Source organism: Streptomyces sp. NPDC028305 (assembly GCF_055569495.1).
In genome coordinates, this window is sequence record NZ_JBVHTN010000002.1 from 681,286 (window position 1) to 707,852 (window position 26,567).

Below are 26,567 nucleotides of genomic sequence, written 5' to 3' on the forward strand. Positions count from 1 at the left end.
GCTGCCACGGAGCCTCCTCGGCTGTGGGTATGAAGTGAGGGGAAGTTAAAACGTTTTCAGGCTGCGGTCAACACTTCTGACACATCTCCGGTGCGGGGTCGCCGGAGCAACGGCGGGTGGCGGCCGAACGGCTGACACCTCGTCCCGCACACTTCCTTGACGCTCGGACGGGGCACTGCCAGACTCGCGGCCACACTGCTAGAAAGCGCTTGCTCCTCCCTGTTCCCCCGCACCCCGACGGGTGCTGTCGATCGTTCGACATGGGTGATCACCCCCACACAGGAGATGACGAGATGGGACGCAGAGCCGCACCACCCCCTTCCCGGGCGCCCCGCCGGACGCGAGCCGCCCTGACCGGCGCCGTCGCCCTCCTCGCACTCGGCTCCGGGCTGAGCCCGTCGGCCGTGGCCGCGGCGGATCCGGGCCGGGCCGGGTCTGCCGAAGCCTCGCCGCGGCTCGCGGCGTGCGGTGACGGTTCGTACCAGGCCGAAGCCGTGCTGAGCGGCAGCACCTGGACCGCGCGGCGCGGGAGCGGCGTCGTGTACACGGGCACCGATATGCGGGCCGCCATGCAGGCGGCGATCAACAGCCTCACGGCCGGCCGCACGTCCAAGGAGCGGGTCGTGGTGCGCGGCTCCGGCTCCATCAGCGCCAACTCCCGGGTGTCGCTGCCCAGCTACACGACGCTGGATGTCTGCGGCACGATCAATGTCACCGGCAGCGGCTCCGGGGACCAGGCGCCGGTCTACGCACGTGGCGCACGGGACATCGAGATCCAGAACCTCAAGCTCACCGGCAGCCCGCTGTACGGGATCTTCATGCGGAACGTCCAGAACGTGGTGCTCGGCCAGATCGACATGCGGCTGTCGGCCGGGCTCGGTGTCCGGATCGACAACCGCGGCGACACCAGCCAGTGGACGAAGAACGTCAGGATCGACAACGTCTATGTCTCCGGGGCCTCCAGCCACGCGGTGGAGACCTACGGGGTGGACGGCATCACGATCGGCACGGTCACCGCGCGGAACGTGGGCGAGTCGGGGCTGCTGCTCAACCAGACCATCAACGCCACGGTCACCAAGGTCGACGCGGACAACGCGGGCGCCGGCACCGGCTACGCGGCCTTCCGTATGGCCAACCGCAACGGCCGGGTCGGCAGCTCCTATCCCACCAACATCCGGGTGGGCGAGGTCATCGCGCGCGGCGGCGGGCGCGGTGTGTTCTGTGTCTCCGAGAGCGGTGGCGCGGTCATCGACCGGGTGACGATCTCCGACACCGGCAACAACGCCGTTCTGATCGAGAACTGCTACAACGTGAACCTCGCCGCGCAGAGCGGCACCGTCACGGGCGGCGGCGAGATCCGGCTCGCCGCGCGCACCGAGTTCGCCAACAACCGGGACATCACCGTGCAGAACTCACCGTGACCAACTCGGCCATCCGGGAAAGCCCCTGCGGCGAGAACACCGAGTTCCGCAACAACCGGCTGGTGAACAGCAGCCAGAGCATCTGCTGACGCTCACTGGGCGGTCGCGGCCGCGGCGGCGAGCTCCTCGCCCTTGCGCTGCGACCGCTTGGCGTACCAGCCCGTCCACAGGGCGAGGGCGCCGAGCACTCCGTAGATCAGGACCGGGCTCAGGACCACCATGGTGTCCGTGCTCAGCACGTAGGCGAGCGCGGCCCGGACCCCGGCCTCCAGCAGATACGCCACGCCCCAGACCGCCGTCATCGTCATCATGGTCCGGCGGAAGCCCTCGTACTGCCACAGGTCGTTCCACCAGACGGTGCTCGCCTCGGTGCCGTCGGTGGCGAACTTGCGCCCGAAGTAGAACATCAAGGGGCGCGGCGCCAGCAGCGTGGCCAGGCACAGCAGCCCGAACAGCCCCGTGACGGCGGAGTCCTTGACGAGCAGGGCGCGGGCCGAGTGCGCGCCGACGAGCGACATCACGGCCGAGATCACCAGGAACACCAGGGTGACGACGGCGAATTCATCGAGATGGCGGCGCCACACGAAGTGAACGGCGCTGTCGAGCACCGGCCAGGCGCCGCTGACCAGGAGCGCCGAGAACTCGCTCCAGCCGTGGTCGTGGAGCGCGTTGTACGTGACGATCGGCGCGACGACGTTCAGGGCGATGGTGACGACCCAGCCGACCAGCGCGGCACCCCGGGACCGGGCGGGCGGCGTGGGCTGCTCGTCGGGCCCCGGTGGCTGGGTGTCCGGTGTGCTCCGGTCGCTCTGCGCGGCCGTGTTCTGAGTGTGCATGAATCCCCCCGTACGACGTGCTGGTGAGTGCACGGTAGAGCAGGTGCGCGGTGGCGGACCAGTTCAGGGCCGCCAGTCGTCGCTGAAACCTGGACGGGAGGCCGTCCGGCGCCGGGACGGCCGTCAGCGCAGCGCCGTGCGGAGCCACTGCCGGATCTCCGGAGTGACGGGGTCGGTGATGTCGGCGAACTCGGTCTGCTTGGTCAGGAACTTCGCCACGTAGGGGCAGACGGGCACGGCGCGGTGCCCGGTGTCGCGTACGTCGGTCAGCGCCTCCTGGACGAGGCGGAAGGCCAGGCCCTGCCCGGCGAAGGCGTCGTCGATCTCGGTGTGGTAGAAGACCCGCTGCTCGTCGTGGTCGCGGTACTCCGTGAAGCCGGCGAGCTCGCCGTCGACCAGGATCTCGTAGCGGTGGAGCTGGTCGGCTCGGCGGACGACGGGAATTGCGGCCGGCTGTGTCATCGTGTTCCATTCGGCGTCGGCGGTGCGGGGGTCACGCTCGGTGCCACCCTAGACCGCGAGGTGAGGACGGTGTGCCGGTGTGCGCACCGGGCCTTGCCCGACAGCGCACCGTCCCTCGGGAGTGGGTATGGATCTGCGGCAGATGGAGGTCGTCGTCGCCGTCGCCGAGGAAGGCGGCTTCACCGCGGCGGCGCGGCGCCTGCACGTGGTGCAGTCGGCGGTGTCCGGCACGGTCCGGGCGCTGGAGAAGGAGATGGGGACCCGGCTGTTCGAACGCACCACCCACCGGGTCTCCCTCACCCCGGCCGGAGAGGCGTTCGTGCCGGCGGCCCGCACGGCGCTGCGGGCGGCCGAGCAGGCCCGGGCCGCGGTCGACGTGGCGCGCGGCGAGTTGCGCGGGCAGGTCACGGTCGGCACCATGCAGGGAGTCTGGGTCGGTCTGCACCGCGCGCTGGCCGCGCTGCGGGCGGAACACCCCCGTGTGGTGGTCCGGCTCCGGCAGGCCCCGGTGGCCGACATCCGGCAGGCGCTGCGCGACGGCACGGTGGACCTCGCCGTGGTGGCCCTGGACCGCCAGCAGCAGCGGGGGCTGGTGACCCGCCCGCTGGTGCGCGAGGAGATGGTGCTCACGGCCTCGCCCGCGCGTGGCTTCGCCCAGGAGGACCGGGTCACCTTCGCCGAGATCGCCCGGATGCCGTTCATCGACTTCACACCCGGCTGGGCGATCCGCGGCGCGGTGGACCGGGCCTTCCGGGCCGCCCTGGTCGAGCGCGGCACCGCCTTCGAGGTCAACGACATCGTCGCGGCGTCCGAACTCGTCCGCCACGACCTCGGGGTGTGCGTCATGCCGGAGTCCATCGCCGCTCGTTTCCCCGATCTGACCCTGCGCAGGTTCGACCGGCGCCCGCCGCGCTGGAACGTGATGGCGGTGTGGCCCCGGGGGGAGACACCCCCGGCGGCCGCCGCCCTGTTGCGACACCTCGCCTGACCCCGGTCGGCAGCGGGCCGCGAGCGCCGCCCCCGCTGTCCGGGGTGCGGGGCTCGCGTACGGGCCGGGGCCGGCCGTCAGCCGGCGGTGTGGCGGGCCGCCCGGTGCTCGGTGGTCCAGTAGAGCAGGGCCAGGAGCGGCAGGACGCACTCCGCCGCGGGCCCCGGTCGGGACGCTGCGGCGGAGTGCCCTCCTCGGCCTTGCTCGGCCTTGGTCGGCTTCTCAGCGCTTCTGGAGCGCGGTGCCCAGCGTGTCGGCGGCCAGCTTGATGGCGACCTGCGCGGCGTGGGTCTCGCGCATCGCGTTGACCATGACGAAGTCGTGGATGATGCCCTGGACGCGCACGGCGGTGACCGGGACACCGGCCTGGCGCAGCTTGTTCGCGTAGGCCTCGCCCTCGTCCCGCAGGACGTCCGCCTCAGCGGTGATCACCAGGGCCGGCGGCAGACCCGTCAGCTGCTCCGTCGTGGCGCGCAGCGGCGAGGCGGTGATCTCGGCCCGCTGCGCCTCGTCGGTGGTGTACTGGTCCCAGAACCACTGCATGCCGTCCCGGCGCAGGAAGTAGCCGGTGGCGAACTGGTGGTACGAGCCGGTGTCGAAGCTCGCGTCGGTGACCGGGTAGAACAGCACCTGCTGGACCAGCGGCACATCGCCGCGCTCCTTGGCCATCAGGGTCAGGGCCGCGGTCATGTTGCCGCCGACGGAGTCGCCGGCCACGGCCAGCCGGGTGCCGTCCAGGCCCTTGGACCCGCCCTCCCGGACCACCCACTGGGCGACCGCGTAGTTCTGCTCGATGGCCACCGGGTACCGGGCCTCCGGCGACAGGGCGTACTCCGGGAAGACCACCGCCGCGTTCGCGCCGACGGCCAGCTCGCGGACCAGGCGGTCATGGGTGTGGGCGTTGCCGAACACCCATCCGGCGCCGTGGATGTAAATGATCACCGGCAGCTCCCCGGTGCTGCCCGCGGGCTTGACGATGCGGACCCGGACGCTGCCCGTGGGGCCGCCGGCCACCGTGATCCACTCCTCGTCGACCGCCGGCTTGTCGATCTCGCCGGACTGCACCTCGTCGACCGCCGCGCGGCCCTCAGCCGGGGCCAGATCGAAGAGGTACGGAGGGTTGGCGGTGGCTTCGGCGAAGGCGGCTGCGGCCGGCTCCAGGACAGGCTGGACCGGCGGCACGACGGCATCCGACATCTGGCTCTCCCGAGGTGTGGGGGTAAGGAATGGGGAATTGCCGGGAAGATCGTGGAGATCTCCCGGCTGCTGGGGTCACCCTAGGTCGGCCACCGGTCAACTCTTGTCCGCCAGCGCACCGAGTCTTTCCCCGCAGCGCCATGCGGGGGATCCGGCCGCGGCGTCCGTGCGTCTCGTAGGCCACGTGAGGGCATGTTCCGTCCCGCGGTGCCGCGTAGCGGTCGTGGCCCGGCGCGCGCTAACGTCTCATGGACAAACGACGGCGTGACGGAAGCCGGTGGGAATCCGGCACGGTCGCGCCACTGTGTGTCCGGCGGAGGCCCCGTGCTGCGGGGCGGCCGCCGGGCGAGTCAGACCCTGCGCCGTCGTATGAGCACCGACAACCGGGACGCGTGTTCCCCAGGAGGTTTTCAGCATGGCCCAGTCCGCCGCGCCCGCGCCGAGCACACCGGCCGTCCTCTCCGGCGCCCTGCCGCTGCTCCTCCGCTAACGGCCGAACACACCGTCCGGCAACGGCCGAACACACCCGACACCGCCGTGCCCGTGCCCATCGGGCCCCGGCCGGGTGCCGCGGCCCTCACCGGACCGGCCTTGGGAAACACCACCGTACGACCGGCTCCGCAGCTGAGCCCCGTCATGCAGAGGAACGTCCGTGCCGATAGCACGCCCCGCCCGTCTCACCGCCTTCTTCCTGACCACGACCCTGACGCTGGCCGGCTGCGCCGACGCCACCCCGAACGGCGACCGGCCGTCGGACCGCGCCGCCGCCGGATATCCGCGTACGCTCACCAACTGCGGCCACACGGTGCATATCGCCGGGCCGCCCCGGCGCGCGGTGTCGCTCAACCAGGGCAGCAGCGAGATCCTGCTCTCGCTCGGCCTGGCCGACCGCATGGCGGGCACGGCCACCTGGACCGACCCGGTGCTGAAGGGCCTGCGGAAGGCCAACGCCACGGTGGACCGGCTCGCCGACAACGCCCCCTCGTTCGAGAAGGTGCTGGACCAGGAGCCGGACTTCGTGTCCGCCTCGTTCGAGTCCACCCTGGGCAAGGGCGGCGTGGCCACGCGCCAGCAGTTCGAGGACCTGGGCGTGCCCACCTATGTCTCCCCGGCCGACTGCGCCAAGGACAACACCGGTGACGGCGACGGCTCCCGCGCCACCCCGCTGACCATGGAGAACATCTACCGGGAGATCCGGGACCTCGCCACGGTCTTCGGGGTGGAGAAGCGGGGCGAGCGGCTGATCGGCGCTCTGAAGGCCCGGGTGAAGGCGGCGACCGAGGACATCGACGCCTCCGGCACCACCATGCTCTTCTGGTTCGCCAACTCCGACGCCCCGTACCTGGCCGGCTGCTGTGGCGCGCCCGGCATCATCACCCGGGCGCTGGGCGCCGAGAACGTCTTCGACGACCGCCACGACGAGTGGCCCCAGATCAACTGGGAGGCGATCGCGGACCGCGACCCCGATGTCCTGGTCATCGGCGATCTCTCACGCGAGCAGGAGTCGGCCGAGACCGCCGCGAAGAAGATCGAGTTCCTGGAGTCCAACCCGGTCACACGGACCATGGACGCGGTCAGGCACAAGCGGTACGTCCTGCTCAGCGGGCAGGCCATGAACCCGTCGATCCGCACGGTCGAGGGCATCGAGAAGACCGCCGCCGCCCTGCGCGCGTTCGGGCTCGCCAGGTGACGCCACGCCAAGTGACACCGAGCCAGGTGACGCCACGCCACACGGCCCCTCGCCGAGCCGCGCCCCCCGGAAGCCGCCGGCTCAGGAGCGCCGTGCTGTGGGCGGCGGGGCTCGCCACGCTGCTGGCCTCGGTCGCGGTGGCCATCACCATCGGCCCGGCCAGCATCGGCGTCGCCGACGTCTGGGCCGTGGTGGCCGCCCATCTGGGCTGGGGCACCTCCGACCTGACGCCGATCCGGGCCGGAATCGTCTGGGACCTGCGGCTGCCGCGCACCCTGCTCGCCGCGGTGTGCGGGGCGGGGCTCGCGCTGTGCGGGGCGGTGATGCAGTCGATGCTGCGCAACCCGCTCGCCGACCCCTTTGTGCTCGGCGTCTCCTCCGGAGCCTCCACGGGCGCGGTCTTCGTCGTGGTGCTGGGGGTCGGCGGCGGGGCCGTGTCGATCTCGGCGGGCGCCTTCGTCGGCGCCCTGGCCTCGTTCATCCTCGTCCTGCTGCTCAGCCATGTCCTGGGCGGCACGACGGACCGGATCGTGCTCTCCGGGGTCGCCGCGATGCAGCTGTTCTCCGCCCTCACCTCCTTCGTGGTGATGACGGCGGCCGACGCGGAACAGACCCGCGGTGTGCTGTTCTGGCTGCTCGGCTCGCTCAGCGGCGCCACCTGGGACGAGGTGTGGGTGTGCCTGGCCGTGCTGGCCGTGACCCTGCTGGTGTGCGCCGTCCACGCCCACGCGCTCGACGCCTTCGCGTTCGGGCGGGACGCGGCGGCCACGCTCGGCGTCGACGTGGCCCGTACCCGGCTGATCCTGCTGACCGCCACCGCGCTGCTGACCGCGGCGCTGGTCAGCTGCGCCGGGGCCATCGGCTTCGTGGGGCTCGTGCTCCCGCACGCCGCCCGCGCCCTCGCCGGATCCGCCCACGGCCGTCTGCTGCCGCTCACCGCGCTGGCCGGGGCGGTGTTCCTGGTGTGGGTCGACACCCTGGCCCGCACCGTGCTCGAACCGCAGGAGGTGCCGGTGGGCGTGGTCACCTCGCTCATCGGCGTACCGGCGTTCGTCCTGATCCTCTACCGCACCCGGAAGGCGACCACCGTATGACCGGCGGCCCCGGCACCACGACCACCGGCCTGCGCGCGGAGCGGCTGGCGCGCACCGCGGGCGGCCGACTCGTCCTGGACGCCGTCGACATCGCCCCGCCACCGGGCTCCTGCACGGGGCTGCTCGGGCCCAACGGCTCCGGCAAGTCCACCCTGCTGCGGCTGCTGGCCGGGGTGCTGGCCCCGTCCTCCGGCGTCGTCGCCCTCGACGGCCACCCGCTCGGCGACCTGCCGCGCAGGACGGTCGCCCGGCGTGTCGCCGTCGTCGAACAGGACGCCGTGACCCAGGCCGAGCTGACCGTACGGGATGTCGTGGGCCTCGGCCGGATCCCGCACCGCCGCGCCTGGTCGGCGCCGTCGGCGGCGGACGAGAACGCGGTACGCGGCGCCCTCGAGCGGACCGGGCTCGCCGACCGGGCCGACCAGTCCTGGCACACGCTGTCCGGCGGCGAACGCCAACGTGCCCAGATCGCCCGGGCGCTCGCCCAGGAGCCGCGCGAACTCCTGCTGGACGAGCCGACCAACCACCTCGACATCCAGCACCAGCTGGACCTGTTGTCCCTCGTCGCGGCCCTGCCCGTGACCACCGTCATCGCCCTCCACGACCTGAACCTGGCGGCGATGTACTGCGACCGGCTGGTGGTCCTGAAGGCCGGCCGCGTCGTGGCCCGCGGTACGCCGCACGACGTCCTCACCGAGGACCTCATCGCGGACGTCTACGGTGTGCGCTCCGTCGTCACCTCCGACGGGCCGGAGGGACGCCCCCACATCCGCTTCCTCGGCAGGGCCGCCTCCGGCGCGTGACCGGCCGGCGCACCCGGGTCGGCGCACCCGGGCCGGACGCACCCGCGATCAGGCGCTGCGCCAGCGCCGTACGGTGTCGCCGTGCGCCGTCAGCCAGGTGCCGTCGCCCAGCGCGAGCGGGTCGAGGCAGCCGGTTCCCGGGTAGCCGACCTCGGCGAGCGGCACCAGGGTGTGGCCGTCGCAGATGAGGTGCCAGGCCTCCGGCGACCACTGCTCCTCGGCCACGGCCACCAGGACGCGGTCCCGGTCCAGGAACCCGGGGCGGAAGCCGACGAAGCGCAGCCCGTCGGGGAGCACGTCCTTCGCCTCCACGGTGACATCGGCCTGCCCGGGCGCGTACCGGCTCAGCCACTCCCCGCCCACGTCCAGCTTCAGAAACGCCCCGCCCAGGCTCAGCCCGGCGAACGGCTCCTCCGTCATGCCGATCTGTTGGGCGCGCAGGACATCGCCCTCCCACCAGTCGAGGAACAGCTGAGCGGGGTCCGTGAGGGACTGCTGGAACATATGGCCCACGGAGGCGGACGGCAGCGTCGGGGCAGCAGGCTCCCGAGCCGATCGTCCGGTCGGGCCAGGGAAGGTGCGCGTACACCCAGCGCACCCGGCCGTCCGGCTCGTAGACGGTGACGGCGCTCGGCGAAGACGCGGGAGGTGTCCTGGGCGACACGGCCCGCCACGATGCCGTCCTCGGCCTCCGCCACCAGCCAGTTCGCGCGGTCGCGCACCAGCCAGCCGTCGTTGTGGCCGAGGCCGTCGCCGATTCCGGGGAATTGGTCCTGGGCGAGGAGCCGGGCGTCCAGCCGGGTGAGTGCCATGTGCCCGGTTTACCCCGGTAAGTGTCCGAGGGGCCAACGGCGCCCACCGGCGCGTCAGCGTGCGCGAGGTGTGGCGCCGCGCAACTGGGCACACTGTCTCCGTGTATCACGATGAAGAACAGCCGCTGTCCGGCGGGAACGTCAGCGCTGGCGTCGTCCGTGTCGGAGACACCGTCCGCCGCCCGGTCGGGCCGTGGACTCCCGCGGTGCACGCCCTGCTGGCCCATCTCCACGAGGTGGGGTTCCGGGCGGCTCCCCGCCCCCTGGGCATCGACGATCAGGGGCGCGAGGTCCTGACCTTCATGCCGGGACAGGTGGTGTGGCCCGACCGGTTCTGGGCTCTGGAGCCCGCCCGGCGACTGGCCCGCGTGGCACGGCTGATCAGGGACTACCACGAGGCCGTGCGGGACTTCACGCCGCCGCCCGACGCGCGCTGGCAGGTGCTGATGCCCGCCGAGAGCGGCGACATCATCGCCCATCAGGACCTCGCCCCGTGGAATCTCGTGGTCGGTGACGAGGACCAGTGGGCCTTCATCGACTGGGACACCGCAGGCCCGGGGTCCCGCCTGTGGGATGTCGCGTACGCCATGCACGGTTTCATCCCGCTGTCCGCGCACCCGGATTGGCGACGCCGGGATGCCGCGGAGCGGCTGCGGGTTTTCGCGGACGCGTACGGCCTGGACGAAGCCGAGCGCCGTCGGCTGGTCCCCCTGCTGGGGCGCCGTACGCGTGCCATGCACGACTTCCTGCGCGACCAGGCCGCCCGGGGCAACCAGCCGTGGGCGACCCTGTGGGCCGAGGGCCACGGCGATGCCTGGCGAAGCGACGCCGAATACATCGAGCGGCGCGAAGACCGGTGGGTGCGCGCCCTGCTCGACGGCTGAGTTCCACGACGTGCCGGCGCCCCCGGGGGGCCGCTTCGCGCGCCGTCGATGCCGGTGACCGCGGTGCGCGGCGCGCCGGCACCGGGACCCGGCCCGAGGCCCATGTGGTCTGAACCGTGGTGTGAACCCCCGACCGAAAGGCCAGGAATCGATGATCAGCCAATGGCGGCTGCGGGCCGCCTTCGCCGCGCGGCTCTCGGAGATGTACGGGCAGGAGGTCCCCGCCTACACCACGCTGGTGGATGTCTCACGGGAGGTCAACGAGGACGTCCTGCGCGCCCGGGGCGCCGACGCCGAGCGCCTGGGATCCATCGGCCGGGTGACCGCCGAGCGCCATGGCGCCATCCGGGTCGGCACCCCGGATGAGCTGCGGCAGGTCGCCCGCGTCTTCGCCGCCCTGGGCATGCACCCGGTCGGCTTCTACGACCTGCGCGAGGCCGCCGCCAGCGCCGTCCCCGTCGTCTCGACCGCCTTCCGGCCCGTCGACGGCGAGGAGCTGGCCCGCAACCCCTTCCGGGTCTTCACCTCCATGCTCACCCCCGCCGACCCGCGGTTCTTCGACGCCGACCTCCGCTCCCGCCTGGAAACCTTCCTCGCCGGCCGTGAACTGTTCCCCGCAAAGCTGCTCGCCCTCGCCGACCGCGCCGCGGCGGAGCGGGAGCTGCCCGAGGCGGACGCCGAGCGCTTTCTGCGGCTCGCCGTGCACGCCTTCGAGCTGTCACCCGAGCCCGTCGAGGCGGCGTGGTACGAGACCCTGGAGCGGATCTCCGCGGTCGCAGCCGACATCGGCGGGGTCCGCAGCACCCACATCAACCACCTCACCCCGCGCGTGCTGGACATCGACGAGCTCTACCGGCGGATGACCGAGCGCGGCATCGAGATGATCGACACCATCCAGGGCCCGCCGAAGTGGCGGGGCCCCGACGTCCTGCTGCGCCAGACCTCCTTCCGCGCCCTCGCCGAGCCCCGCGCCCACCGCACCCCCGACGGCAGTGTCGTCAGCGGCGCCCTGCGGGTGCGCTTCGGCGAGGTCGAGGCCCGCGGCATCGCCCTCACCCGGGAAGGCCGCGCCCTCTACGACCGACTCCTCACCCTGGTCGACCAGCGGGCGGCCGACCACCCCGAGGCCGACCGCGGCGACCTCGCCCGCGCCGTGTGGGAACGGCACATGCCCGGCGCCGAGCGGGAGCTCGCCGCCCAAGGCCTCGCCTACTTCACCTACCGGGTGGCCCCCGGCCGGCCACGGGACGGCAGCCGCCCGCCCGCCGACCTCGGCGCCCTGGTGGAGCGCGGCTGGGTGCGCGCCGAGCCCATCGTCTACGAGGACTTCCTGCCCCGCTCCGCGGCCGGGATCTTCCAGTCCAACCTCAGCGGCGAGGGCACGCGGAACAACGACCACGAGGGCACCGCGTACGACGCCGGATGGCTCTCGGAAGCCATCGGACACGAGGTCCTGGACCCCTACGCCCTCTATGAGCAGCAGCAGAACCGCTCCCTGGCGCGGGTCGCCGGCGAGCTGGAACTCGACGGCACGCTTCGCTGACCTCTCACACCCACGAGGACCCCTCATGCCGAGCACCGCACTGCCCACCACCGACGACCTGCGCGCACGCGCGCTGACCGCCCTCGAGCGCATCGGTGTCACCGTCCCGGAAGGGACCGGCCTCCCCGCCCGGACGCCCATCACCGGGGAGAACCTCCTCGGCCTGACGGCCTCCACCGCCCGTGACGCCGACCAGGCCCTCGCGGCCACCCGCGCGGCCTTCCTCACCTGGCGCACCACACCCGCCCCGCGCCGCGGTGAACTCGTCCGCCGGCTGGGCGAATCGCTGCGCGAGCACAAGAGCGACCTGGCCGACCTCGTGACCATCGAAGCGGGCAAGATCCGCTCCGAGGCGCTCGGCGAGGTGCAGGAGATGATCGACATCTGCGAGTTCGCGGTAGGCCTGTCCCGCCAGCTGTACGGGCGCACCATCGCCTCCGAGCGTCCCGGCCACCGTCTCGCCGAGACCTGGCACCCGCTCGGCGTGGCCGGCGTCATCTCGGCGTTCAACTTCCCCGCCGCCGTGTGGTCCTGGAACACCGCCATCGCCCTCGTCTGCGGCGACACCGTCGTCTGGAAGCCGTCCGAGCTGACCCCGCTGATCTCCCTGGCCTGCGCCCATCTGCTGGCCCGGGCCGCCGAGGAGACCGGCGCGCCCCGCGACGTGCACCGCCTCCTGCTCGGCGACCGCACCATCGGCGAGACGCTCGTCGACGACCCCCGGGTCGCGCTCGTCAGCGCCACCGGCTCCACCCGCATGGGGCGCGAGGTCGGCCCCCGCGTCGCGGCCCGCTTCGGCCGCAGCCTGTTGGAACTCGGCGGCAACAACGCGGCCGTCGTCGCCCCCTCCGCCGACCTGGACCTCGCCGTCCAGGGCATCGTCTTCGCGGCGGCCGGTACGGCGGGACAGCGCTGCACCACGTTGCGCCGCCTCATCGTCCACCGGGACATCGCCGACGGCCTTGTCGAGCGCCTGGCCGCCGCCTACCGGAAGCTCCCCATCGGCGACCCCTTCGACGGGACCACGCTGGTCGGCCCGCTCATCTCCACCGCGGCCCTCGACGGCATGCGCGACGCCCTGGCCCGCGCGCGGGCCCAGGGCGGCGAGATCCAGGCGGGCGGCGACCGGCGGCTGGCCGACACCGCGCCCCGGGCCGCGTACGTCGAGCCTGCCGTCGTCCGCGTCGCCGAGCAGACCGGCGTCGTACGGGAGGAGACGTTCGCCCCGATCCTGTACGTGCTGACCTACGACACCCTCGACGAGGCCATCGCGCTGCACAACGACGTCCCGCAGGGCCTGTCGTCCAGCATCTTCACCCGCGACCAGCGGGAAGCCGAGATCTTCCTGTCCGCGGAGGGCTCCGACTGCGGCATCGCCAACGTCAACATCGGCACCTCCGGTGCGGAGATCGGCGGCGCCTTCGGCGGCGAGAAGGAGACCGGGGGCGGCCGTGAGTCGGGCTCCGACGCCTGGCGGGCGTATATGCGCCGCGCCACCAACACCGTCAACTACTCCAGCCGGCTCTCCCTGGCCCAGAACGTCAGCTTCCCCTGAACCGCCCGCGCCCGCGGAAGGAAGCGGAACGGGAAACGCGGCGGCCCTCACCCGGAAGAAACCGGGCGAGGGCCGCCGCGTGATGCGTGAGTGACCGGGGCCGGTCAGTCGGCGCCGAACTCCATCGCGGCGCGGTCGAGCAGCTGGTCGTCGTTCGACACCTGGCCGTCCGAGGCGGCGATCGCCTCGGCCGCGCCCTTGGGCATCGCACCGATCAGCCCGGTCGAGGCCGCCTGCGCGGCACCGATCAGCGCCGGGTGGGAGTTGCCGACCATCCCGAGCCCCGCGTACTGCTCGAGCTTGGCGCGGGAGTCGGCGATGTCGAGGTTGCGCATGGTCAGCTGGCCGATCCGGTCCACCGGCCCGAAGGCGGAGTCCTCGGTCCGCTCCATGGAGAGCTTGTCCGGGTGGTAGCTGAACGCCGGCCCGGAGGTGTCCAGGATGGAGTAGTCCTCACCGCGCCGCAGCCGCAGGGTCACCTCGCCGGTGATCGCCGCGCCGACCCAGCGCTGAAGCGACTCGCGCACCATCAGCGCCTGCGGGTCCAGCCAGCGGCCCTCGTACATCAGCCTGCCGAGCCGCCGGCCCTCGGTGTGGTACGTGGCGACGGTGTCCTCGTTGTGGATCGCGTTGACCAGCCGCTCGTACGCCGCGTGCAGCAGCGCCATGCCCGGGGCCTCGTAGATGCCGCGGCTCTTGGCCTCGATCACACGGTTCTCGATCTGGTCGGACATGCCCAGGCCATGGCGGCCGCCGATGGCGTTGGCCTCCAGCACCAGATCGACGGCGGAGGCAAACTCCTTGCCGTTGATCGTCACCGGCCGGCCCTGCTCGAAGCCGATGGTGACGTCCTCGGCCGCTATCTCGACGGACGGGTCCCAGAACCGCACGCCCATGATCGGCTCGACGAGCTCGATGCCTGTGTCGAGGTGCTCGAGCGCCTTGGCCTCGTGCGTCGCGCCCCAGATGTTGGCGTCGGTGGAGTAGGCCTTCTCCGTGCTGTCCCGGTAGGGCAGACCGTGGGCGACCAGCCACTCCGACATCTCCTTGCGGCCGCCGAGCTCGCTGACGAAGTCGGCGTCCAGCCACGGCTTGTAGATCCGCAGGGAGGGGTTGGCCAGCAGACCGTAGCGGTAGAACCGCTCGATGTCATTGCCCTTGAAGGTGGAGCCGTCGCCCCAGATCTGGACATCGTCCTCGAGCATGGCGCGTACCAGCAGCGTGCCGGTTACCGCCCGCCCGAGCGGGGTGGTGTTGAAGTAGCTGCGGCCACCGGACCGGATGTGGAACGCCCCGCAGGCCAGGGCCGCGAGACCCTCTTCCACGAGGGCCGCGCGGCAGTCGACCAGCCGGGCGACCTCCGCGCCATAGGCCGTGGCGCGCCCCGGCACCGAGGCGATATCGGGCTCGTCGTACTGGCCGATGTCAGCGGTGTAGGTGCACGGCACCGCACCCTTGTCGCGCATCCACGCGACGGCTACCGAGGTGTCGAGACCACCGGAGAAGGCGATCCCGACGCGCTCGCCGACAGGCAGGGAGGTGAGAACTTTGGACACGGCAGAAGTATGCATGACCACGCATGTTCATGCAAGCGCCGAGTTGGGCGACCGCCGCCGTGCCCCTGGAGACGGCGGGCGGACCCGCTTACGGGCCGCCCGTCAGCAGTACGGCGGCTGGTCGGTCAGGGAGGCCGCCACCCGCATCCACACGCCGAAGAGCCGGTACAGGCCCGGCAGCGCGCCCCGCGCCTGGACGGTCCGGGTGTCCGTCGCGGTGACCCCCGGAATGCCGAGGAGGGTGGAGGCCACCGAGGCCGACTGCCAGCGGACGCTGAGGGTGGCCGGGCCCGAGGCCACCGGCAGCGCCGCCCGCGGCGTGGCGAGCGCGGCGGCGACCGCCTTCTCGATGGCCGCACGGGCTTCGTCCGCCGGGCGCAGCTCCGCCGCGAAGCGGTCGCGGGCGTACTTCACGGCAACCGTGGTGACGGACGCGTCCCACTCCGCCGTCTCCGCGCACGCGCTGTCGTCACCGGTAAGAGCCGCCATCGGCACGCCCAGGGCCGCCGCGGTGGCGTGCGCCAGACCGATCTCGCCCACGGGCCGGCCGTCCAGCCAGATGTCCTCGATCTCGTGGCCCATGAAGCTGTGGCTCAGCACCCCGAGCGCACCCGCCCGCGCGTGGTAGCCCACGCAGATCATGGCGTCGTGCTCGGAGGTGAGACCTTCGAGCATGCCCATGTGCTTGGACCTGCCCCGGACGAGGCGCGCCGCCGGATGCAGGGTCTCCGGCGCATCGAGCCGTGTGCGTCGTTGACGGTGATGTCGGTGGCGCCCGCCGCGACGGCGCCCCGGATCGCCGCGTTGACGTCCTCCGCCATCAGCAGCCGTCCACGCTCGTAGTCCCGTCCGCCGGGCTGGACGTCGTGGGCGTCGACGAGCCGGGTCAGCGCGCGCAGGGCGGGCCCGCCTCGCGGCTCGACGCCCCCTGCCGGTACGCCCCGCAGGCCACCACGGCCTCCGGCCGCTGTCCCAGCTGGCGCAGCAGGACCAGGGTCTTGTCGCGGGGCGGTGCGTTGCTGCCCTGGTCGTAAGAGACATAGCCGGTGGCTCCGTCGAAGGTGACACCGGCGCCGAGGGCGATGAGGGCCGACTCCCGGTTGACGTCGGGGTCGTGCAGCCGGGCCTGGCCGACCGCCTGGGACAGCAGATGGACGGCGTCATAGGACACAGGGTGCCCGATGTCCCGCAGAGAGCGGCCCGGCGCCCGCGCCATTGCTCACGGATTCGCCGGGAAAGCAAGCCGATCGCGAATTTTTCCGGGCGCCTTTCGGATTCCATTGCCCACATCGTCGACTTCTTCGTCAAGGGCGATATTCATCACACCGAAAGGGGTCCACGCATAGGCCTTCACCAGCGTTGACGCGCTGTTACCGTGGAATCTCGGCAGTTCTCATCCGCCGCTGGATGTATTCCGGCGTGGCCGCTTGCGCAATGTCTGAGGTTCGAAATTGAGAAATCGGCTCGTCGTCAAGGGTGCCCGCCAGCACAATTTGCGCGACGTCTCCGTCGAATTGCCCCGGGACGCCCTGATCGTATTCACCGGCGTATCGGGATCCGGTAAATCAAGCCTTGCGTTCGACACCATTTTCGCGGAGGGGCAGCGGCGCTACGTCGAGTCGCTGTCGGCGTACGCGCGTCAGTTCCTCGGGCAGCTCGACAAGCCGGACGTCGATGTAATCGAGGGGCTGTCCCCGGCCATCGCCATCGACCAGAAGACATCGAGCCGCAACCCGCGCTCCACGGTCGGCACCATCACCGAGGTCTACGACCACCTGCGGCTGCTGTACGCGCGGATCGGCCGCCCCCACTGCCCCGAGTGCGGCGAGCCGGTCAGCCGGCAGACGCCGCAGCGGATCGTCGACCGGCTGCTCGCCGAGGACGAGGGCACCCGCTTCCAGGTGCTCGCTCCGGTCGTCCGCGACCGCAAGGGCGAACACGCCGAGATCTTCAGGCAGTTGACCACCGACGGGTTCAGCAGGGTCCGGGTCGACGGCCGGGTTCTCGCGCTCGCCACGCCGCCCGCGCTGGACAAGCGCAAGAAACACTCCATCGATGTGGTGGTGGACCGGGTGGCCGTCAAGCCGGGGATCCGGCAGCGGCTGACGGAGTCCGTGGAGACCGCGCTCGGTCTCGCCGGCGGTGTGCTGCGGGTCGAGTTCGTGGACCGGGACCCCGCCGATGGCGAACGGGAGCTGGTGTTCTCGGAGAAGATGGCCTGCCCGCGCTCCCATGACGTCGGTCTGGAGTCGCTGGAGCCCCGGCTGTTCTCCTTCAACGCGCCCTGGGGCGCCTGTCCCGCCTGCACGGGCCTCGGCTCGCGGATGGAGGTCGACCCCTCCCTCGTCGTCCCGGACGACACCAAGTCGCTGGCCGAGGGCGCCATCGCGCCCTGGACCAACACCAGCGGCGCCGACTACTTCGCCCGGCTGCTGGACGCCCTGGCCGCCGAGGCCGGTTTCGACACCGGCACGCCGTGGCGCCAACTGCCCGCCGACGTGCGGACCATGGTGCTGAACGGGTCGGAGCGGCGGCTGCACATCTCGTACCGGAACCGGTTCGGCCGCGAGCGGTCGCATCTGTCGCGGTTCGAGGGCGTCATCCCGCACATCGAGCGCCGCTACGCCGAGGGCGCCGAGTCCGGGGCCTCCCAGGACCGGTTCGCCGGCTATATGCGCGAGGTGCCGTGTCCGGCCTGCTCGGGTGCCCGGCTGGCGCCCGGCGTGCTGGCCGTCACGGTCGGCGGCCGGAACATCGCCCAGGCCTCCGCCCTGCCGCTGGACCAGCTCGCCGCCTTCGCCCAGGGGTTGGAGCTGACGGACAGCGAGCGGCGGATCGCCGAGGCCGTGCTCGCCGAGATCGGCGAGCGGCTGCGGTTCCTGCTCGACGTGGGCCTGGACTATCTCTCGCTCGACCGGCCCGCCGCCTCCCTCTCCGGCGGGGAGGCGCAGCGGATCCGGCTGGCGACCCAGATCGGGGCCGGGCTGACCGGGGTGCTGTATGTGCTGGACGAGCCGTCCATCGGGCTGCACCAGCGCGACAACCAGCGGCTCATCGAGACGCTGAAGCGGCTGCGCGACCGCGGCAACACGGTGATCGTGGTCGAGCACGACGAGGAGACCCTGAAGGCGGCGGACTGGGCCGTGGACATCGGGCCGGGCGCGGGCGCACACGGCGGCCATGTGGTGCACTCGGGCACCGTCGCGGAGCTGCTGGCCCACGCGGAGTCCCTGACCGGCGCCTATCTGTCCGGGCGGCGCGCGATACGCGTCCCCGAGCGGCGGCGGGAGCCGGCCGAGGGCCGCGCGATCACCGTGCACGACGCCTCCGAGCACAACCTGCGGGGTGTCACGGTGTCATTCCCGCTCGGCCTGTTCGTCGCCGTCACCGGCGTCTCGGGCTCCGGGAAGTCGACGCTGGTCAACGACATCCTTCAGACCTCCCTGGCGCAGCGGATCCAGCGCGCGCACAAGGTGCCCGGCCGCCACCGCGCCGTCACCGGAATCGAGCACATCGACAAGGTGGTCCAGGTCGACCAGTCGCCGATCGGCCGCAGCCCCCGCTCCAACCCAGCCACGTACACGGGCGTCCTCGACCATCTGCGCAAGCTGTTCGCCCAGACCCCGGAGGCGAAGGTGCGCGGCTACCAGCCGGGCCGGTTCTCCTTCAACGTCAAGGGCGGCCGCTGCGAGCACTGCTTCGGCGATGGCACCATCAAGGTCGAGATGAACTTCCTGCCGGATGTGTACGTCCCGTGCGAGGTCTGCCACGGCGCGCAGTACAACCGCGAGACGCTCGACGTGCACTACAAGGGCAAGTCCATCGCGGACGTCCTGGCCATGACCGTGGAGGAGAGCCTGGGGTTCTTCGACGGACACCAGATCATCTCCCGCCACCTGAGGACCCTGCACGACGTCGGCCTGGGCTACGTCAAGCTGGGCCAGCCCGCCACCACCCTGTCCGGCGGCGAGGCGCAGCGCGTCAAGCTCGCCGCCGAGCTCCAGCGGCGCACCCGCGGCCGCACCCTCTATGTGCTGGACGAACCCACCACGGGGCTCCATGTCGCGGATGTCGACCGGCTGCTGACGGTGGTCCAGCGGCTGGTCGACGGCGGCAACACGATCGTGGTCATCGAGCACAACCTCGATGTGATCAAGTCGGCCGACTGGCTGATCGACATGGGCCCCGAGGGCGGACACCGGGGCGGTGAGGTGATCGCCGAGGGCACCCCGGAACAGATCGCGGCCCATCCGCGGTCGCACACCGGGCGGTTCCTGGGCGGGCTGCTGGGGGCCTCATGAGCGTGCTGGAGAGGGCGGCGGCCCAGGCCTGGGACCCGGAGGAGTTCCGGCCCGCGGAGGCCGACGACACCGACGCGCCCGAACCCCGGCTCCCCGTGGACCACGGCCCCGTCGACCAGGTCCGGGACTATCTGCGGCTCATCGCCCGGGTCCGGCTGCTCACCGCCGAGCAGGAGGTGGAGCTGGCGAAGCGGATCGAAGCCGGTCTGTACGCCGAACAGCGGCTCGCCGAGGAGCCCCTCCTCGATCCGCAGATCCGCTGGGAGCTGACCGTGCTCGCCGAGGACGGGCGGCGGGCGAAGGCCCATCTCATCGAGGCGAACCTGCGCCTGGTGGTCTCCGTCGCCAAGCGGTTCACCGGGCGCGGGCTTCAGCTCCTGGACCTGATCCAGGAGGGCAACACCGGGCTGATCAGGGCCGTGGAGAAGTTCGACTACGCCAAGGGCTTCAAGTTCTCCACGTACGCGACCTGGTGGATCAAGCAGGCGGTCACCCGCGCCCTCGCCGACCAGAGCCGCACCATCCGGGTACCCGTGCACACCGTCGAGATCATGAACCGGGTGGCCCGGACCCGGCGGGAGCTGATGCAGGACACCGGGGTGGAGCCCACGCCCGAGGAACTGGCGGAGAAGGCGGGCCTGCCGCTGGAGCGGCTGATCCAGCTCCAGGGCTACTCCAAGGAGCCCGTCTCGCTGGACATGGCGTTCGCCGAGGACAGCGGCACCGAGTTCGGTGACGTCATCGTGGACGGCGACTCGCCCTCGCCCTGGGACATGGTCACGTTCGGCCTGCTCCGGGAGACCATCCAGAGCATCCTGGCGGAGATGACCCCGCGCGAGGCCGGGATCATCTCCCTGCGGTACGGACTCCTCGGGGGCCGGGCGCGGACCCTGGAGGAGATCGGCCAGGTCTACGGGGTGACCCGCGAGCGCATCCGCCAGATCGAGGCCAAGACGATGTCCAAGCTGCGCCATCCCTCACGCTCGCAGGCGCTGCGGGACTACCTCGACGCCGAGTAACTGTACCTTCTGGATGGTACAGTTGCGGGTATGCGACATGGACGGGACGGGTGGACGATGAACGGTGCGCGACGCTGGTGGCTGCTGGCGACCGTATCCGTGGGGCTGCTGCTGATCTCCGTGGACAACACGGTCCTCTACACGGCGCTCCCCACGCTGACCGAGGATCTGCACGCGACCGCCTCGCAGAAGCTGTGGATCATCAACGCGTATCCGCTGGTGATGGCGGGCCTGCTGCTGGGCGCGGGCACGCTCGGCGACCGCGTCGGCCACAAGCGCATGTTCCTCGCCGGCCTGGCCCTGTTCGGCATCGCCTCGTCGGTGGCGGCGTTCGCCCCGTCGGCCGCCGTGCTCATCGCGGCGCGGGCGTTTCTCGCGGTGGGCGCGGCCGCGATGATGCCCGCCACGCTCTCGCTGATCCGCACCACCTTCGAGGACGAGCGGGAGCGCAATGTGGCGATCGGCATCTGGGGCACGGTGTCGGTGATCGGCATCGCGCTGGGCCCGATCCTGGGCGGACTGCTGCTGGAACACTTCTGGTGGGGCTCGGCCTTCCTGATCAACGTCCCCGTGGTGGCCGTCGCCCTGGTCGCCGGGGCGATCCTCGCCCCCGGTGCCTCGGGCCGCTCGGACAAGCCCTGGGACCCGATCGCGTCCGCGCAGGTCATGGCCGGTCTGGTCGGGCTGGTGTACGCCGTGAAGGAGGCCGCGAGGCCGGGCGGAGAGGCGACGCACATCGCCGTGGCGCTGGTGGTCGCGGCGGTCGGCTTTGTGTTCTTCATCCGCCGGCAGCGCCGCCAGGAGCATCCGCTGCTGGACTTCGCGCTGCTGCGCGATCCGCGCATCATGTCCGGGATCGTCGCTGCCGCGCTGGCGATGTTCGGGATCGCCGGGATCCAGCTGGTCCTGACCCAGCGGCTGCAACTGGTCGTCGGGCTCGGCCCGCTGGAGACCGGGCTGCTGGTGGCGGTGGTCGCGGCCGGCTCACTGCCCACCGGAGCGGTCGCGGGCGGCCTGGTCCACCGCCACGGCCCCCGGCCGCTGATCGTCGGCGGGCTGCTGGTCAGCGCCGCCGGAGCGCTGCTGGTCCTGCTGCTGACCCCGGGCGCGGCGCCGATCCCGCTGCCGATCCCCGACCATCCCGCATGGCTGGTGCCCGGGCTGCTGCTCCTCGGGGCCGGCATGGGCCTGGCGATGACCGCGGCCTCGGCCGCCATCATGGGCAACGCGCCCGCGCACCGGGCCGGGATGGCCGCCTCCGTCGAGGAGGTGTCGTACGAGCTCGGCAGCCTGTCCGGCGTCGCGATTCTCGGCAGCCTGCTCGGCTCCCTCTACACCGCCACCGTCCACCTGCCCGCCGGCGCGCCCGCCGCGGCGGAGGACGGCCTGGACCAGGCCCACGCGGCCGCCGCCCGGCTCCCCGCCGACCAGGCCGACTCCCTGCTGGAGGCGGCGCGCGACGCCTTCGACAACGGCTATGCCCTCGCGCTGGCGATCAGCACGCTGGTCCTGGTGATCGGCGCCCTCTTGACTGCCCGCCTGCTGGCTCGCCCCGCCCCCGTGGCGGAGGCGCGGGAGAAGGAGCCCGTGGCCTGAGGTCCGGGCCCGGGGGCGGTGTCCGATCCGCACCGCCCCCGGGAACCGGTCAGCGGCCGCGGACCGGGGTGACGGACTCCAGGGTCGGCACCACCGGCTTGATCGTCCCGTCGGCCGCGAACTCCATGCGGTCGAGGGTGGTTTCGCGGTGGGTGCCGTCGCCGCCCGCCTTCCCGGGGCCGTTCACGGCGAACCGGTGGTAGGCGATGTACCAGTCGTCCGTGCCGGGGACGTTGACCACCGAGTGGTGGCCGGGCCCCTTGATCCCGTACTCCGGGCGCTTGGAGAGGATGGTGCCCCGCTTGGTCCACGGGCCCAGCGGTGTGGCCCCGGTGGCGTAGGCGACGTGGTAGTCCTCGCTGCGGGTGTCGTCCTCGGACCACATCAGGTAGTAGGTGCCCTTGCGCTTGACGACGAAGGAGCCCTCCCGGAAGTTCTCCGGGGTGAACTTCTGCACCTTCGACGCGTCGAAGGACGTCATGTCGGCGTTCAGCGGCACCCCGTACGCCTGGCCGTTGCCCCAGTACAGATACGCCTGGCCGTCATCGTCCGTGAACACCGCCGGGTCGATCATCTGGCCGGCGAACTGCCCCTTGGCCACCAGCGGCTTGCCCAGCGCGTCCTTGAACGGACCGGCGGGGGAGTCGGCGACCGCGACTCCGATCTGCTGCTCGGCGCAGAAGTAGAAGTAGTACTTGCCGTCGCGCTCGGCCATCGCGGGCGCCCAGGCGTTGGTGTCCGCCCAGCTCACATCGGGGCCGAGATCCAGGATGACGCCGTGGCTCTTCCAGTTGACCAGGTCCTTCGAGGAGTACGCCGTGAACCTGGTCCCGCTCCAGCCGCGGAACCCGTCGGTCGTCGGGTAGATCCAGTAGCGGCCGTCGAAGTACTGGATGTCCGGGTCGGCGTTCAGGCCGGGCAGCACCGGGCTGCGCATCGGCACCGCCTCGACGGTCCAGTCGCGGGTCGTCCCGTCGGCGGTCTTCAGCGTGTACGTCCGCGCCGTGCGGAAGTCCCGCCGGGTGCCGGAGGACGGGCTGAGGGTGGCGCCGGCCGGGAGCGCGAAGCGGGGCGCCAGCCGGCGGAGATCTGCCTTCGGATCCATCGGCAGCACCACCTTTCCGCTCGCCTCGGTGACGATGGCATACCCGTTCTGGCCTGGCGCCGTGACATCGGCGAGCGAGGCGGCAGACGCCGGGTAGGCGCTCAGCAGCCGGTCGTACTCCGCCTGCGTCACGGGGAGCACGGTGCCGTGCCGGGGGCTGGCGGGCAGCTGATAGTTCTCGGACGGCGTCCACTTGCCCGAGGCGAGGTCGGTGGTCTCGAACGGGATGTAGCCGCGGCCGCCGAACTCGTCGATGAACAGGTACCACTTGTTCTCGGTGTTCGACTTGAAGATCGTCGGCCCTTCGCCGCGGTCGATCGCGCCCTTGCCGATGCAGTCGGCGACGAAGTCGTACGAGGTGTCCGTCAGGGAGGTGGACTTCTCGGCCGTGATGAACTTCGAGCAGGGCGTGCCGGAGGACGGGTCGCGCTCGTCCTTGGTGAACCGGTAGTAGGTGCCCTTGTCCTTGATGACCGTGGAGTCGATGACCGAGTAGCCGGGGTCGTTCCACACCTTGGGCGCGCTGAAGCTGCGGAAGTCCTTCGTCGTCGCGTACAGCATCTTGTTGTACGTGTTGCCGGTGTGGTTCGGGTCGTCCTCGGCGTAGAGCTTCGAGGCCCAGAAGACGACGTACTCGCCGAGCTCCTCGTCGTAGTACGCCTCGGGCGCCCAGGTGTTGCCCGCCGTGTCCGGCGAGACCTTGACCAGGCGCTGGTCGGTCCAGTTGACCAGGTCCGTCGACTCCCACACCATGATCGACTTACTGCCGGTGCGCTGCACCTGGTCCCAGGAGCCGCTGGAGTTCTGATACATCCGCAGATCGGTGGCGATCAGATAGAACTTGTCGCCCTTGGGGGAGCGGATGACGAACGGGTCGCGCAGCCCCTTCTGGCCGAGGGAGGAGGTGAGGACGGGCTTGCCGGCGTTCAACTCGCGCCAGTGCAGCGGGTCGTTGCCGCGGCTGAGCGCCATCCGTATCTGTTCGCCGTCGGCCGTCCCCTCACCGGTGAAGTAGGTGAAGAGATAGCCGGCGTACTGGGGCGCCCGCGGGGCCGCGGACGGCGCTCCGCTCTGTGCGGGGCTGGGCGGGGCGGTGAGGATGCTCACGACCATCGTGAACAGGACGAGCGAGGGCAGAAGGAGGGTACGGGCAGCGCGGGACACCATGAAACATCCTGTGGGAGTCTGGTGGATTCTGTTGGACTGCTGGCCCGAAGTGTCGCCAGTTCGGATCCCGCGCGTCAATGGGTGTGCGGCTCTGTTCAGGAGCGAAAATTTCGGTTGTCTTTTCGACCCTTGTGTACGGCCCCCGTGGAACCCCGCACCACGAGCCGGGGCGGGAGGACGACCTCGCGGGGCGTGGTGCGCCCCTGGTCGAGGCGCTCGACCGCGGCGGCCACCGCACGCCGGGCCTGTTCCTCGGCGCCCTGGCTGACCGTGGTCAGGTCGAAGCAGCTCAGCCGGGAGAGGGCGTCGTCGTCGTAGCCGGCCACGGACATCTCGCGCGGGACGGCGACCCCGGCGCGGGTGAGGGCGGTGAGGACGCCGATGGCGCACTGGTCGTTGAACGCCACCACGGCGGTGGGCGGTTCGCCGTCGTCGAGGAGGTGGCGGGCGGCCCGTTCCCCCGACTGTTCGGTGTGGTCGCCGGGCAGCACACGGCTGTGCCCGTCCATCCCGTGGCGGCGCATGGCGGTGCGGTAGCCGCGGCGCCGGTCGGTGGCGATGACGCCCCGGCCGCCGTCGACATAGGCGATCGAGCGGTGGCCGAGGCCCACCAGATGGTCGACGACCCGGCCGACTCCGTCGTCGTCCGCGGTGCGCACCACATCCAGCGCGGCGCCCGTGATCCGGCGGCCGACGGCGATGACGGGCACCTTCCGGTCGAGGGCGGTGAGCGTGGCGGCGGGGGCGGCCGGGCCGAGGAGGATGAGCGCCTCGCTGCGGAAGGCGAGGAGGGTGTCCACGGCGGTGTCCTCGCCGCGGGTGCGGGTCTGGGTGCTCAGGGCCAGGTCGTAGCCGACCGCCTCGGCGGCCGTGTGCAGATGCTCGACCAGTTCGGCGTGGAAGGGGCTGTGGATGTTGACCATGACGCCGAGCAGCCGGGTGCGTCTGCGGGCCAGCAGGCTGGCGTTGCGGTCGGGCCGGTAACCCAGGTCGGCGGCCGCCTTCAGGACGCGCTGACGGGTGCGTTCGCTGGGGCCGGGCGCGCCGCGCAGGACCAGCGAGACGGAGGCGGTGGACAGGCCCACGCGGGCCGCCACGTCCTCCAGTCGGGGGCGGGAGCCCGCCCCCGTACGACCGGCGGCCGCGCCTGATCCGCCCGTGCCGTCTGCCTTGCTCACGTGTTCTCCCGCTGGATTCTTCTGGCGCAACACCCTTGACACGCCCCGGAAACCGGACTGATAGTACCAGCACTTAAAGCGCTTTAAAAAGATCTGTTGACCGGACAAAGTCAAGCAAGCATCAGTAGAGCCCACGGCGCGGTTGCGCGCCGGAGAGGAACCGCAGTGACGACCACACAGTCGATCGGGGTGGCGGTCATCGGCGCCGGCATGGCCGGCCGCGCCCATCTGGCCGGCTACCGGGCGGCACCCACGCAGTACGGCGCCGGACTGCCCGAGGTCCGCCTGGTCGCCGTCGCCGACGCCCATGAACCCTTCGCCCGGGACGCCGCCCGCCGCTACGGATACCAGCGCGCCGAGACCGACTGGCGGGCGATCGCCGAGGCCCCCGACATCGACGCGGTCAGCGTCGTGGTCGCCAACCACCTGCACCGCGAGATCGTGGAGGGGCTGCTGGCGGCGGGCAAGCATGTGCTGTGCGAGAAGCCGCTGGCGCCGACGGTGGCCGACGCGCAGGCCATGGTCGAGGCGGCGGAGCGGAGCGGACGGGTGGCGGCCACCGGGTTCACCCTGCGCCGTTCCCCCGCCATCAACGCCATACGCCAACAGGTGGCCGAGGGCCCGCTCGGTCGGGTGCAGCACTTCAACGGCCACTACTGGTGCGACTACGGGCACAACCCCGACGCGCCCATGAGCTGGCGCTACCGCGGCGGCACCGGCACCGGCGCGCTGTCCGACATCGGCAGCCACCTCGTCGACCTCGGCGAGTTCTTCTGCGGCCCGGTGCGCAGTGTGCGGGGCGCGGTGCTGTCCACCCAGGTGCCCGACCGGCCGGTGCCGCTGGGCACCGCCGTGGGCCACTCGGCGGACGTCCAGGTGAGTGCGGAGCGAGAGCCCGTGGAGAACGAGGACATCGCCACCTTCACCGCGACCTTCGACTCCGGCGCCGTCGGCACCTTCTCCGTTTCCCGCGTCGCCTGCGGGCTGGCGAACTCCCTCGGCTTCGAGGTGTTCGCCGAGGGCGGCGCCGCCACCTTCGACATGGCCAGGCCCGCGGAGTTCACCTTCGCCGACTCCTCCCTGCCCGCGGCCACCAGCGGCTACCGCAGCGTCGTCGTCGGCCCCCAGCACCCGTACATCGCCTCGGGGCTGCCCATGGACTTCCCCAGCGTGGGCCATGGACAGAACGACTTCTTCGCCTGGCAGGCCCGTGCCTTCCTGGAGCAGATCGCGGGCCTGAACCACCTGCCGCACTGCCCCACGCTCGCCGACGGGCTGCACAACCTGCGTGTGCTCGACGCGATCGTCTCCTCCGCCACCGCCGACGGCAAGTCCGTCGCCGTCCAGTAAGGAAGCCCCT

Annotated in this window: 19 protein-coding genes and 2 pseudogenes; 12 read left to right on the top strand and 9 right to left on the bottom strand. The window is 71.7% G+C overall.

All coding sequences use genetic code 11. The annotated features are described in order from the left end of the window. The first annotated feature begins 293 nt into the window (after nt 1–293). Nucleotides 294–1,510 (top strand): annotated as a pseudogene (locus ACZ4WQ_RS09625) (right-handed parallel beta-helix repeat-containing protein). A 3-nt stretch (nt 1,511–1,513) separates the two neighbouring features. On the opposite strand, the gene ACZ4WQ_RS09630 reads toward ACZ4WQ_RS09625, so the two are convergent. Together ACZ4WQ_RS09630 and ACZ4WQ_RS09635 are read right to left on the bottom strand one after the other, a co-directional pair. Further along, a complete protein-coding gene (locus ACZ4WQ_RS09630) occupies nt 1,514–2,257 on the bottom strand; it encodes a VC0807 family protein (RefSeq protein ID WP_311723274.1) in 744 nt (247 codons plus the stop codon). 123 nt (nt 2,258–2,380) lie between these two features. After that, nucleotides 2,381–2,719, bottom strand: coding sequence for a GNAT family N-acetyltransferase (locus tag ACZ4WQ_RS09635; RefSeq protein ID WP_311723273.1), 339 nt, complete (start codon nt 2,717–2,719; stop codon nt 2,381–2,383). 127 nt (nt 2,720–2,846) lie between these two features. On the opposite strand from ACZ4WQ_RS09635, the gene ACZ4WQ_RS09640 reads away from it, so the two are divergent. Beyond that, a complete protein-coding gene (locus tag ACZ4WQ_RS09640; RefSeq protein WP_311723272.1) occupies nt 2,847–3,707 on the top strand; it encodes a LysR family transcriptional regulator in 861 nt (286 codons plus the stop codon). A gap of 222 nt (nt 3,708–3,929) precedes the next feature. On the opposite strand, the gene ACZ4WQ_RS09645 is transcribed toward ACZ4WQ_RS09640, so the two are convergent. Continuing rightward, nucleotides 3,930–4,904, bottom strand: coding sequence for an alpha/beta hydrolase (locus ACZ4WQ_RS09645; RefSeq protein ID WP_311723271.1), 975 nt, complete (start codon nt 4,902–4,904; stop codon nt 3,930–3,932). Nucleotides 4,905–5,556: 652 nt separating this feature from the next. Here ACZ4WQ_RS09645 and ACZ4WQ_RS09650 point away from each other — a divergent pair. The 3 genes from ACZ4WQ_RS09650 to ACZ4WQ_RS09660 are packed head-to-tail and all read left to right on the top strand — an operon-like array spanning nt 5,557 to nt 8,491. Next, nucleotides 5,557–6,594 (top strand): ABC transporter substrate-binding protein, encoded by a 1,038-nt coding sequence (locus ACZ4WQ_RS09650; RefSeq protein ID WP_468022136.1) that lies wholly within the window; start codon nt 5,557–5,559, stop codon nt 6,592–6,594. A gap of 11 nt (nt 6,595–6,605) precedes the next feature. Beyond that, nucleotides 6,606–7,688, top strand: coding sequence for a FecCD family ABC transporter permease (locus ACZ4WQ_RS09655; RefSeq protein ID WP_398374422.1), 1,083 nt, complete (start codon nt 6,606–6,608; stop codon nt 7,686–7,688). Further along, nucleotides 7,685–8,491, top strand: a complete 807-nt coding sequence (locus ACZ4WQ_RS09660; RefSeq protein ID WP_311723270.1) for an ABC transporter ATP-binding protein — start codon at nt 7,685–7,687, stop codon at nt 8,489–8,491. Before ACZ4WQ_RS09655 ends, ACZ4WQ_RS09660 begins: the two co-directional genes overlap by 4 nt. 48 nt (nt 8,492–8,539) lie before the next feature. Here the strand turns inward: ACZ4WQ_RS09660 and ACZ4WQ_RS09665 are convergent, their stop codons facing one another. Further along, entirely contained in the window at nt 8,540–8,995 is a 456-nt protein-coding gene (locus tag ACZ4WQ_RS09665) for a hypothetical protein (protein ID WP_398374423.1), read from the bottom strand. Between the two features lie 409 nt (nt 8,996–9,404). Between ACZ4WQ_RS09665 and ACZ4WQ_RS09670 the strand changes: the two genes are divergently transcribed. The 3 genes from ACZ4WQ_RS09670 to amaB all read left to right on the top strand — a co-directional run bounded on the left by ACZ4WQ_RS09670 (nt 9,405) and on the right by amaB (nt 13,285). After that, a complete protein-coding gene (locus tag ACZ4WQ_RS09670; protein ID WP_311723268.1) occupies nt 9,405–10,187 on the top strand; it encodes a phosphotransferase enzyme family protein in 783 nt (260 codons plus the stop codon). 151 nt (nt 10,188–10,338) lie between these two features. Continuing rightward, nucleotides 10,339–11,730, top strand: a complete 1,392-nt coding sequence (hglS, locus tag ACZ4WQ_RS09675) for a 2-oxoadipate dioxygenase/decarboxylase (RefSeq protein ID WP_398374424.1) — start codon at nt 10,339–10,341, stop codon at nt 11,728–11,730. A gap of 25 nt (nt 11,731–11,755) precedes the next feature. Continuing rightward, on the top strand, nt 11,756–13,285 hold the full coding sequence (gene amaB / locus ACZ4WQ_RS09680) for an L-piperidine-6-carboxylate dehydrogenase (RefSeq protein ID WP_398374425.1): 1,530 nt from the start codon (nt 11,756–11,758) through the stop codon (nt 13,283–13,285). 104 nt (nt 13,286–13,389) lie between these two features. Here the strand turns inward: amaB and argG are convergent, their stop codons facing one another. The 3 genes and pseudogenes from argG to ACZ4WQ_RS09695 form a co-directional block, all read right to left on the bottom strand. Beyond that, nucleotides 13,390–14,841: an argininosuccinate synthase gene (argG, locus tag ACZ4WQ_RS09685; protein ID WP_311723265.1), complete on the bottom strand. Its 1,452-nt coding sequence runs from the start codon at nt 14,839–14,841 to the stop codon at nt 13,390–13,392. 102 nt (nt 14,842–14,943) lie between these two features. After that, nucleotides 14,944–15,740: pseudogene (locus tag ACZ4WQ_RS09690) on the bottom strand (M55 family metallopeptidase). Further along, nucleotides 15,728–16,012, bottom strand: a complete 285-nt coding sequence (locus tag ACZ4WQ_RS09695; RefSeq protein ID WP_385337348.1) for a hypothetical protein — start codon at nt 16,010–16,012, stop codon at nt 15,728–15,730. The pseudogene ACZ4WQ_RS09690 and the gene ACZ4WQ_RS09695 overlap by 13 nt, the downstream one beginning before the upstream one ends. A 280-nt stretch (nt 16,013–16,292) precedes the next feature. Here ACZ4WQ_RS09695 and uvrA point away from each other — a divergent pair, with 280 nt between their 5' ends. The 3 genes from uvrA to ACZ4WQ_RS09710 are packed head-to-tail and all read left to right on the top strand — an operon-like array spanning nt 16,293 to nt 21,757. Next, a complete protein-coding gene (uvrA, locus tag ACZ4WQ_RS09700) occupies nt 16,293–19,142 on the top strand; it encodes an excinuclease ABC subunit UvrA (protein WP_398374426.1) in 2,850 nt (949 codons plus the stop codon). Further along, nucleotides 19,139–20,161 carry an RNA polymerase sigma factor gene (locus ACZ4WQ_RS09705; protein WP_398374427.1) on the top strand — a complete coding sequence of 341 codons (1,023 nt, stop codon included), beginning with the start codon at nt 19,139–19,141 and terminating at the stop codon, nt 20,159–20,161. The genes uvrA and ACZ4WQ_RS09705 overlap by 4 nt, the downstream gene beginning before the upstream one ends. Before the next feature lie 30 nt (nt 20,162–20,191). Next, nucleotides 20,192–21,757, top strand: coding sequence for an MFS transporter (locus ACZ4WQ_RS09710; RefSeq protein ID WP_398374428.1), 1,566 nt, complete (start codon nt 20,192–20,194; stop codon nt 21,755–21,757). 49 nt (nt 21,758–21,806) lie between these two features. Here the strand turns inward: ACZ4WQ_RS09710 and ACZ4WQ_RS09715 are convergent, their stop codons facing one another. Together ACZ4WQ_RS09715 and ACZ4WQ_RS09720 are read right to left on the bottom strand one after the other, a co-directional pair. Continuing rightward, the gene (locus ACZ4WQ_RS09715) at nt 21,807–24,029 is read right to left on the bottom strand and encodes a glycoside hydrolase family 43 protein (protein ID WP_398374429.1); all 2,223 of its coding nucleotides are present in this window, start codon (nt 24,027–24,029) and stop codon (nt 21,807–21,809) included. Between the two features lie 95 nt (nt 24,030–24,124). Further along, nucleotides 24,125–25,207, bottom strand: coding sequence for a LacI family DNA-binding transcriptional regulator (locus ACZ4WQ_RS09720; RefSeq protein WP_398374430.1), 1,083 nt, complete (start codon nt 25,205–25,207; stop codon nt 24,125–24,127). Between the two features lie 165 nt (nt 25,208–25,372). On the opposite strand from ACZ4WQ_RS09720, the gene ACZ4WQ_RS09725 reads away from it, so the two are divergent. Beyond that, nucleotides 25,373–26,557 (top strand): Gfo/Idh/MocA family protein, encoded by a 1,185-nt coding sequence (locus tag ACZ4WQ_RS09725; protein ID WP_398374431.1) that lies wholly within the window; start codon nt 25,373–25,375, stop codon nt 26,555–26,557. Nucleotides 26,558–26,567 lie beyond the last annotated feature (10 nt).

Excerpts from the sequence above, each read along its gene's own strand:
- ACZ4WQ_RS09630 (WP_311723274.1), bottom strand. The coding sequence starts at position 2,257 with ATGCACACTCAGAACACGGCCGCGCAGAGCGACCGGAGCACACCGGAC.
- ACZ4WQ_RS09635 (WP_311723273.1), bottom strand. The coding sequence starts at position 2,719 with ATGACACAGCCGGCCGCAATTCCCGTCGTCCGCCGAGCCGACCAGCTC.
- ACZ4WQ_RS09640 (WP_311723272.1), top strand. The coding sequence starts at position 2,847 with ATGGATCTGCGGCAGATGGAGGTCGTCGTCGCCGTCGCCGAGGAAGGC.
- ACZ4WQ_RS09645 (WP_311723271.1), bottom strand. The coding sequence starts at position 4,904 with ATGTCGGATGCCGTCGTGCCGCCGGTCCAGCCTGTCCTGGAGCCGGCC.
- ACZ4WQ_RS09660 (WP_311723270.1), top strand. The coding sequence starts at position 7,685 with ATGACCGGCGGCCCCGGCACCACGACCACCGGCCTGCGCGCGGAGCGG.
- ACZ4WQ_RS09665 (WP_398374423.1), bottom strand. The coding sequence starts at position 8,995 with ATGTTCCAGCAGTCCCTCACGGACCCCGCTCAGCTGTTCCTCGACTGG.
- hglS (WP_398374424.1), top strand. The coding sequence starts at position 10,339 with ATGATCAGCCAATGGCGGCTGCGGGCCGCCTTCGCCGCGCGGCTCTCG.
- amaB (WP_398374425.1), top strand. The coding sequence starts at position 11,756 with ATGCCGAGCACCGCACTGCCCACCACCGACGACCTGCGCGCACGCGCG.
- ACZ4WQ_RS09705 (WP_398374427.1), top strand. The coding sequence starts at position 19,139 with ATGAGCGTGCTGGAGAGGGCGGCGGCCCAGGCCTGGGACCCGGAGGAG.
- ACZ4WQ_RS09710 (WP_398374428.1), top strand. The coding sequence starts at position 20,192 with ATGCGACATGGACGGGACGGGTGGACGATGAACGGTGCGCGACGCTGG.
- ACZ4WQ_RS09715 (WP_398374429.1), bottom strand. The coding sequence starts at position 24,029 with ATGGTGTCCCGCGCTGCCCGTACCCTCCTTCTGCCCTCGCTCGTCCTG.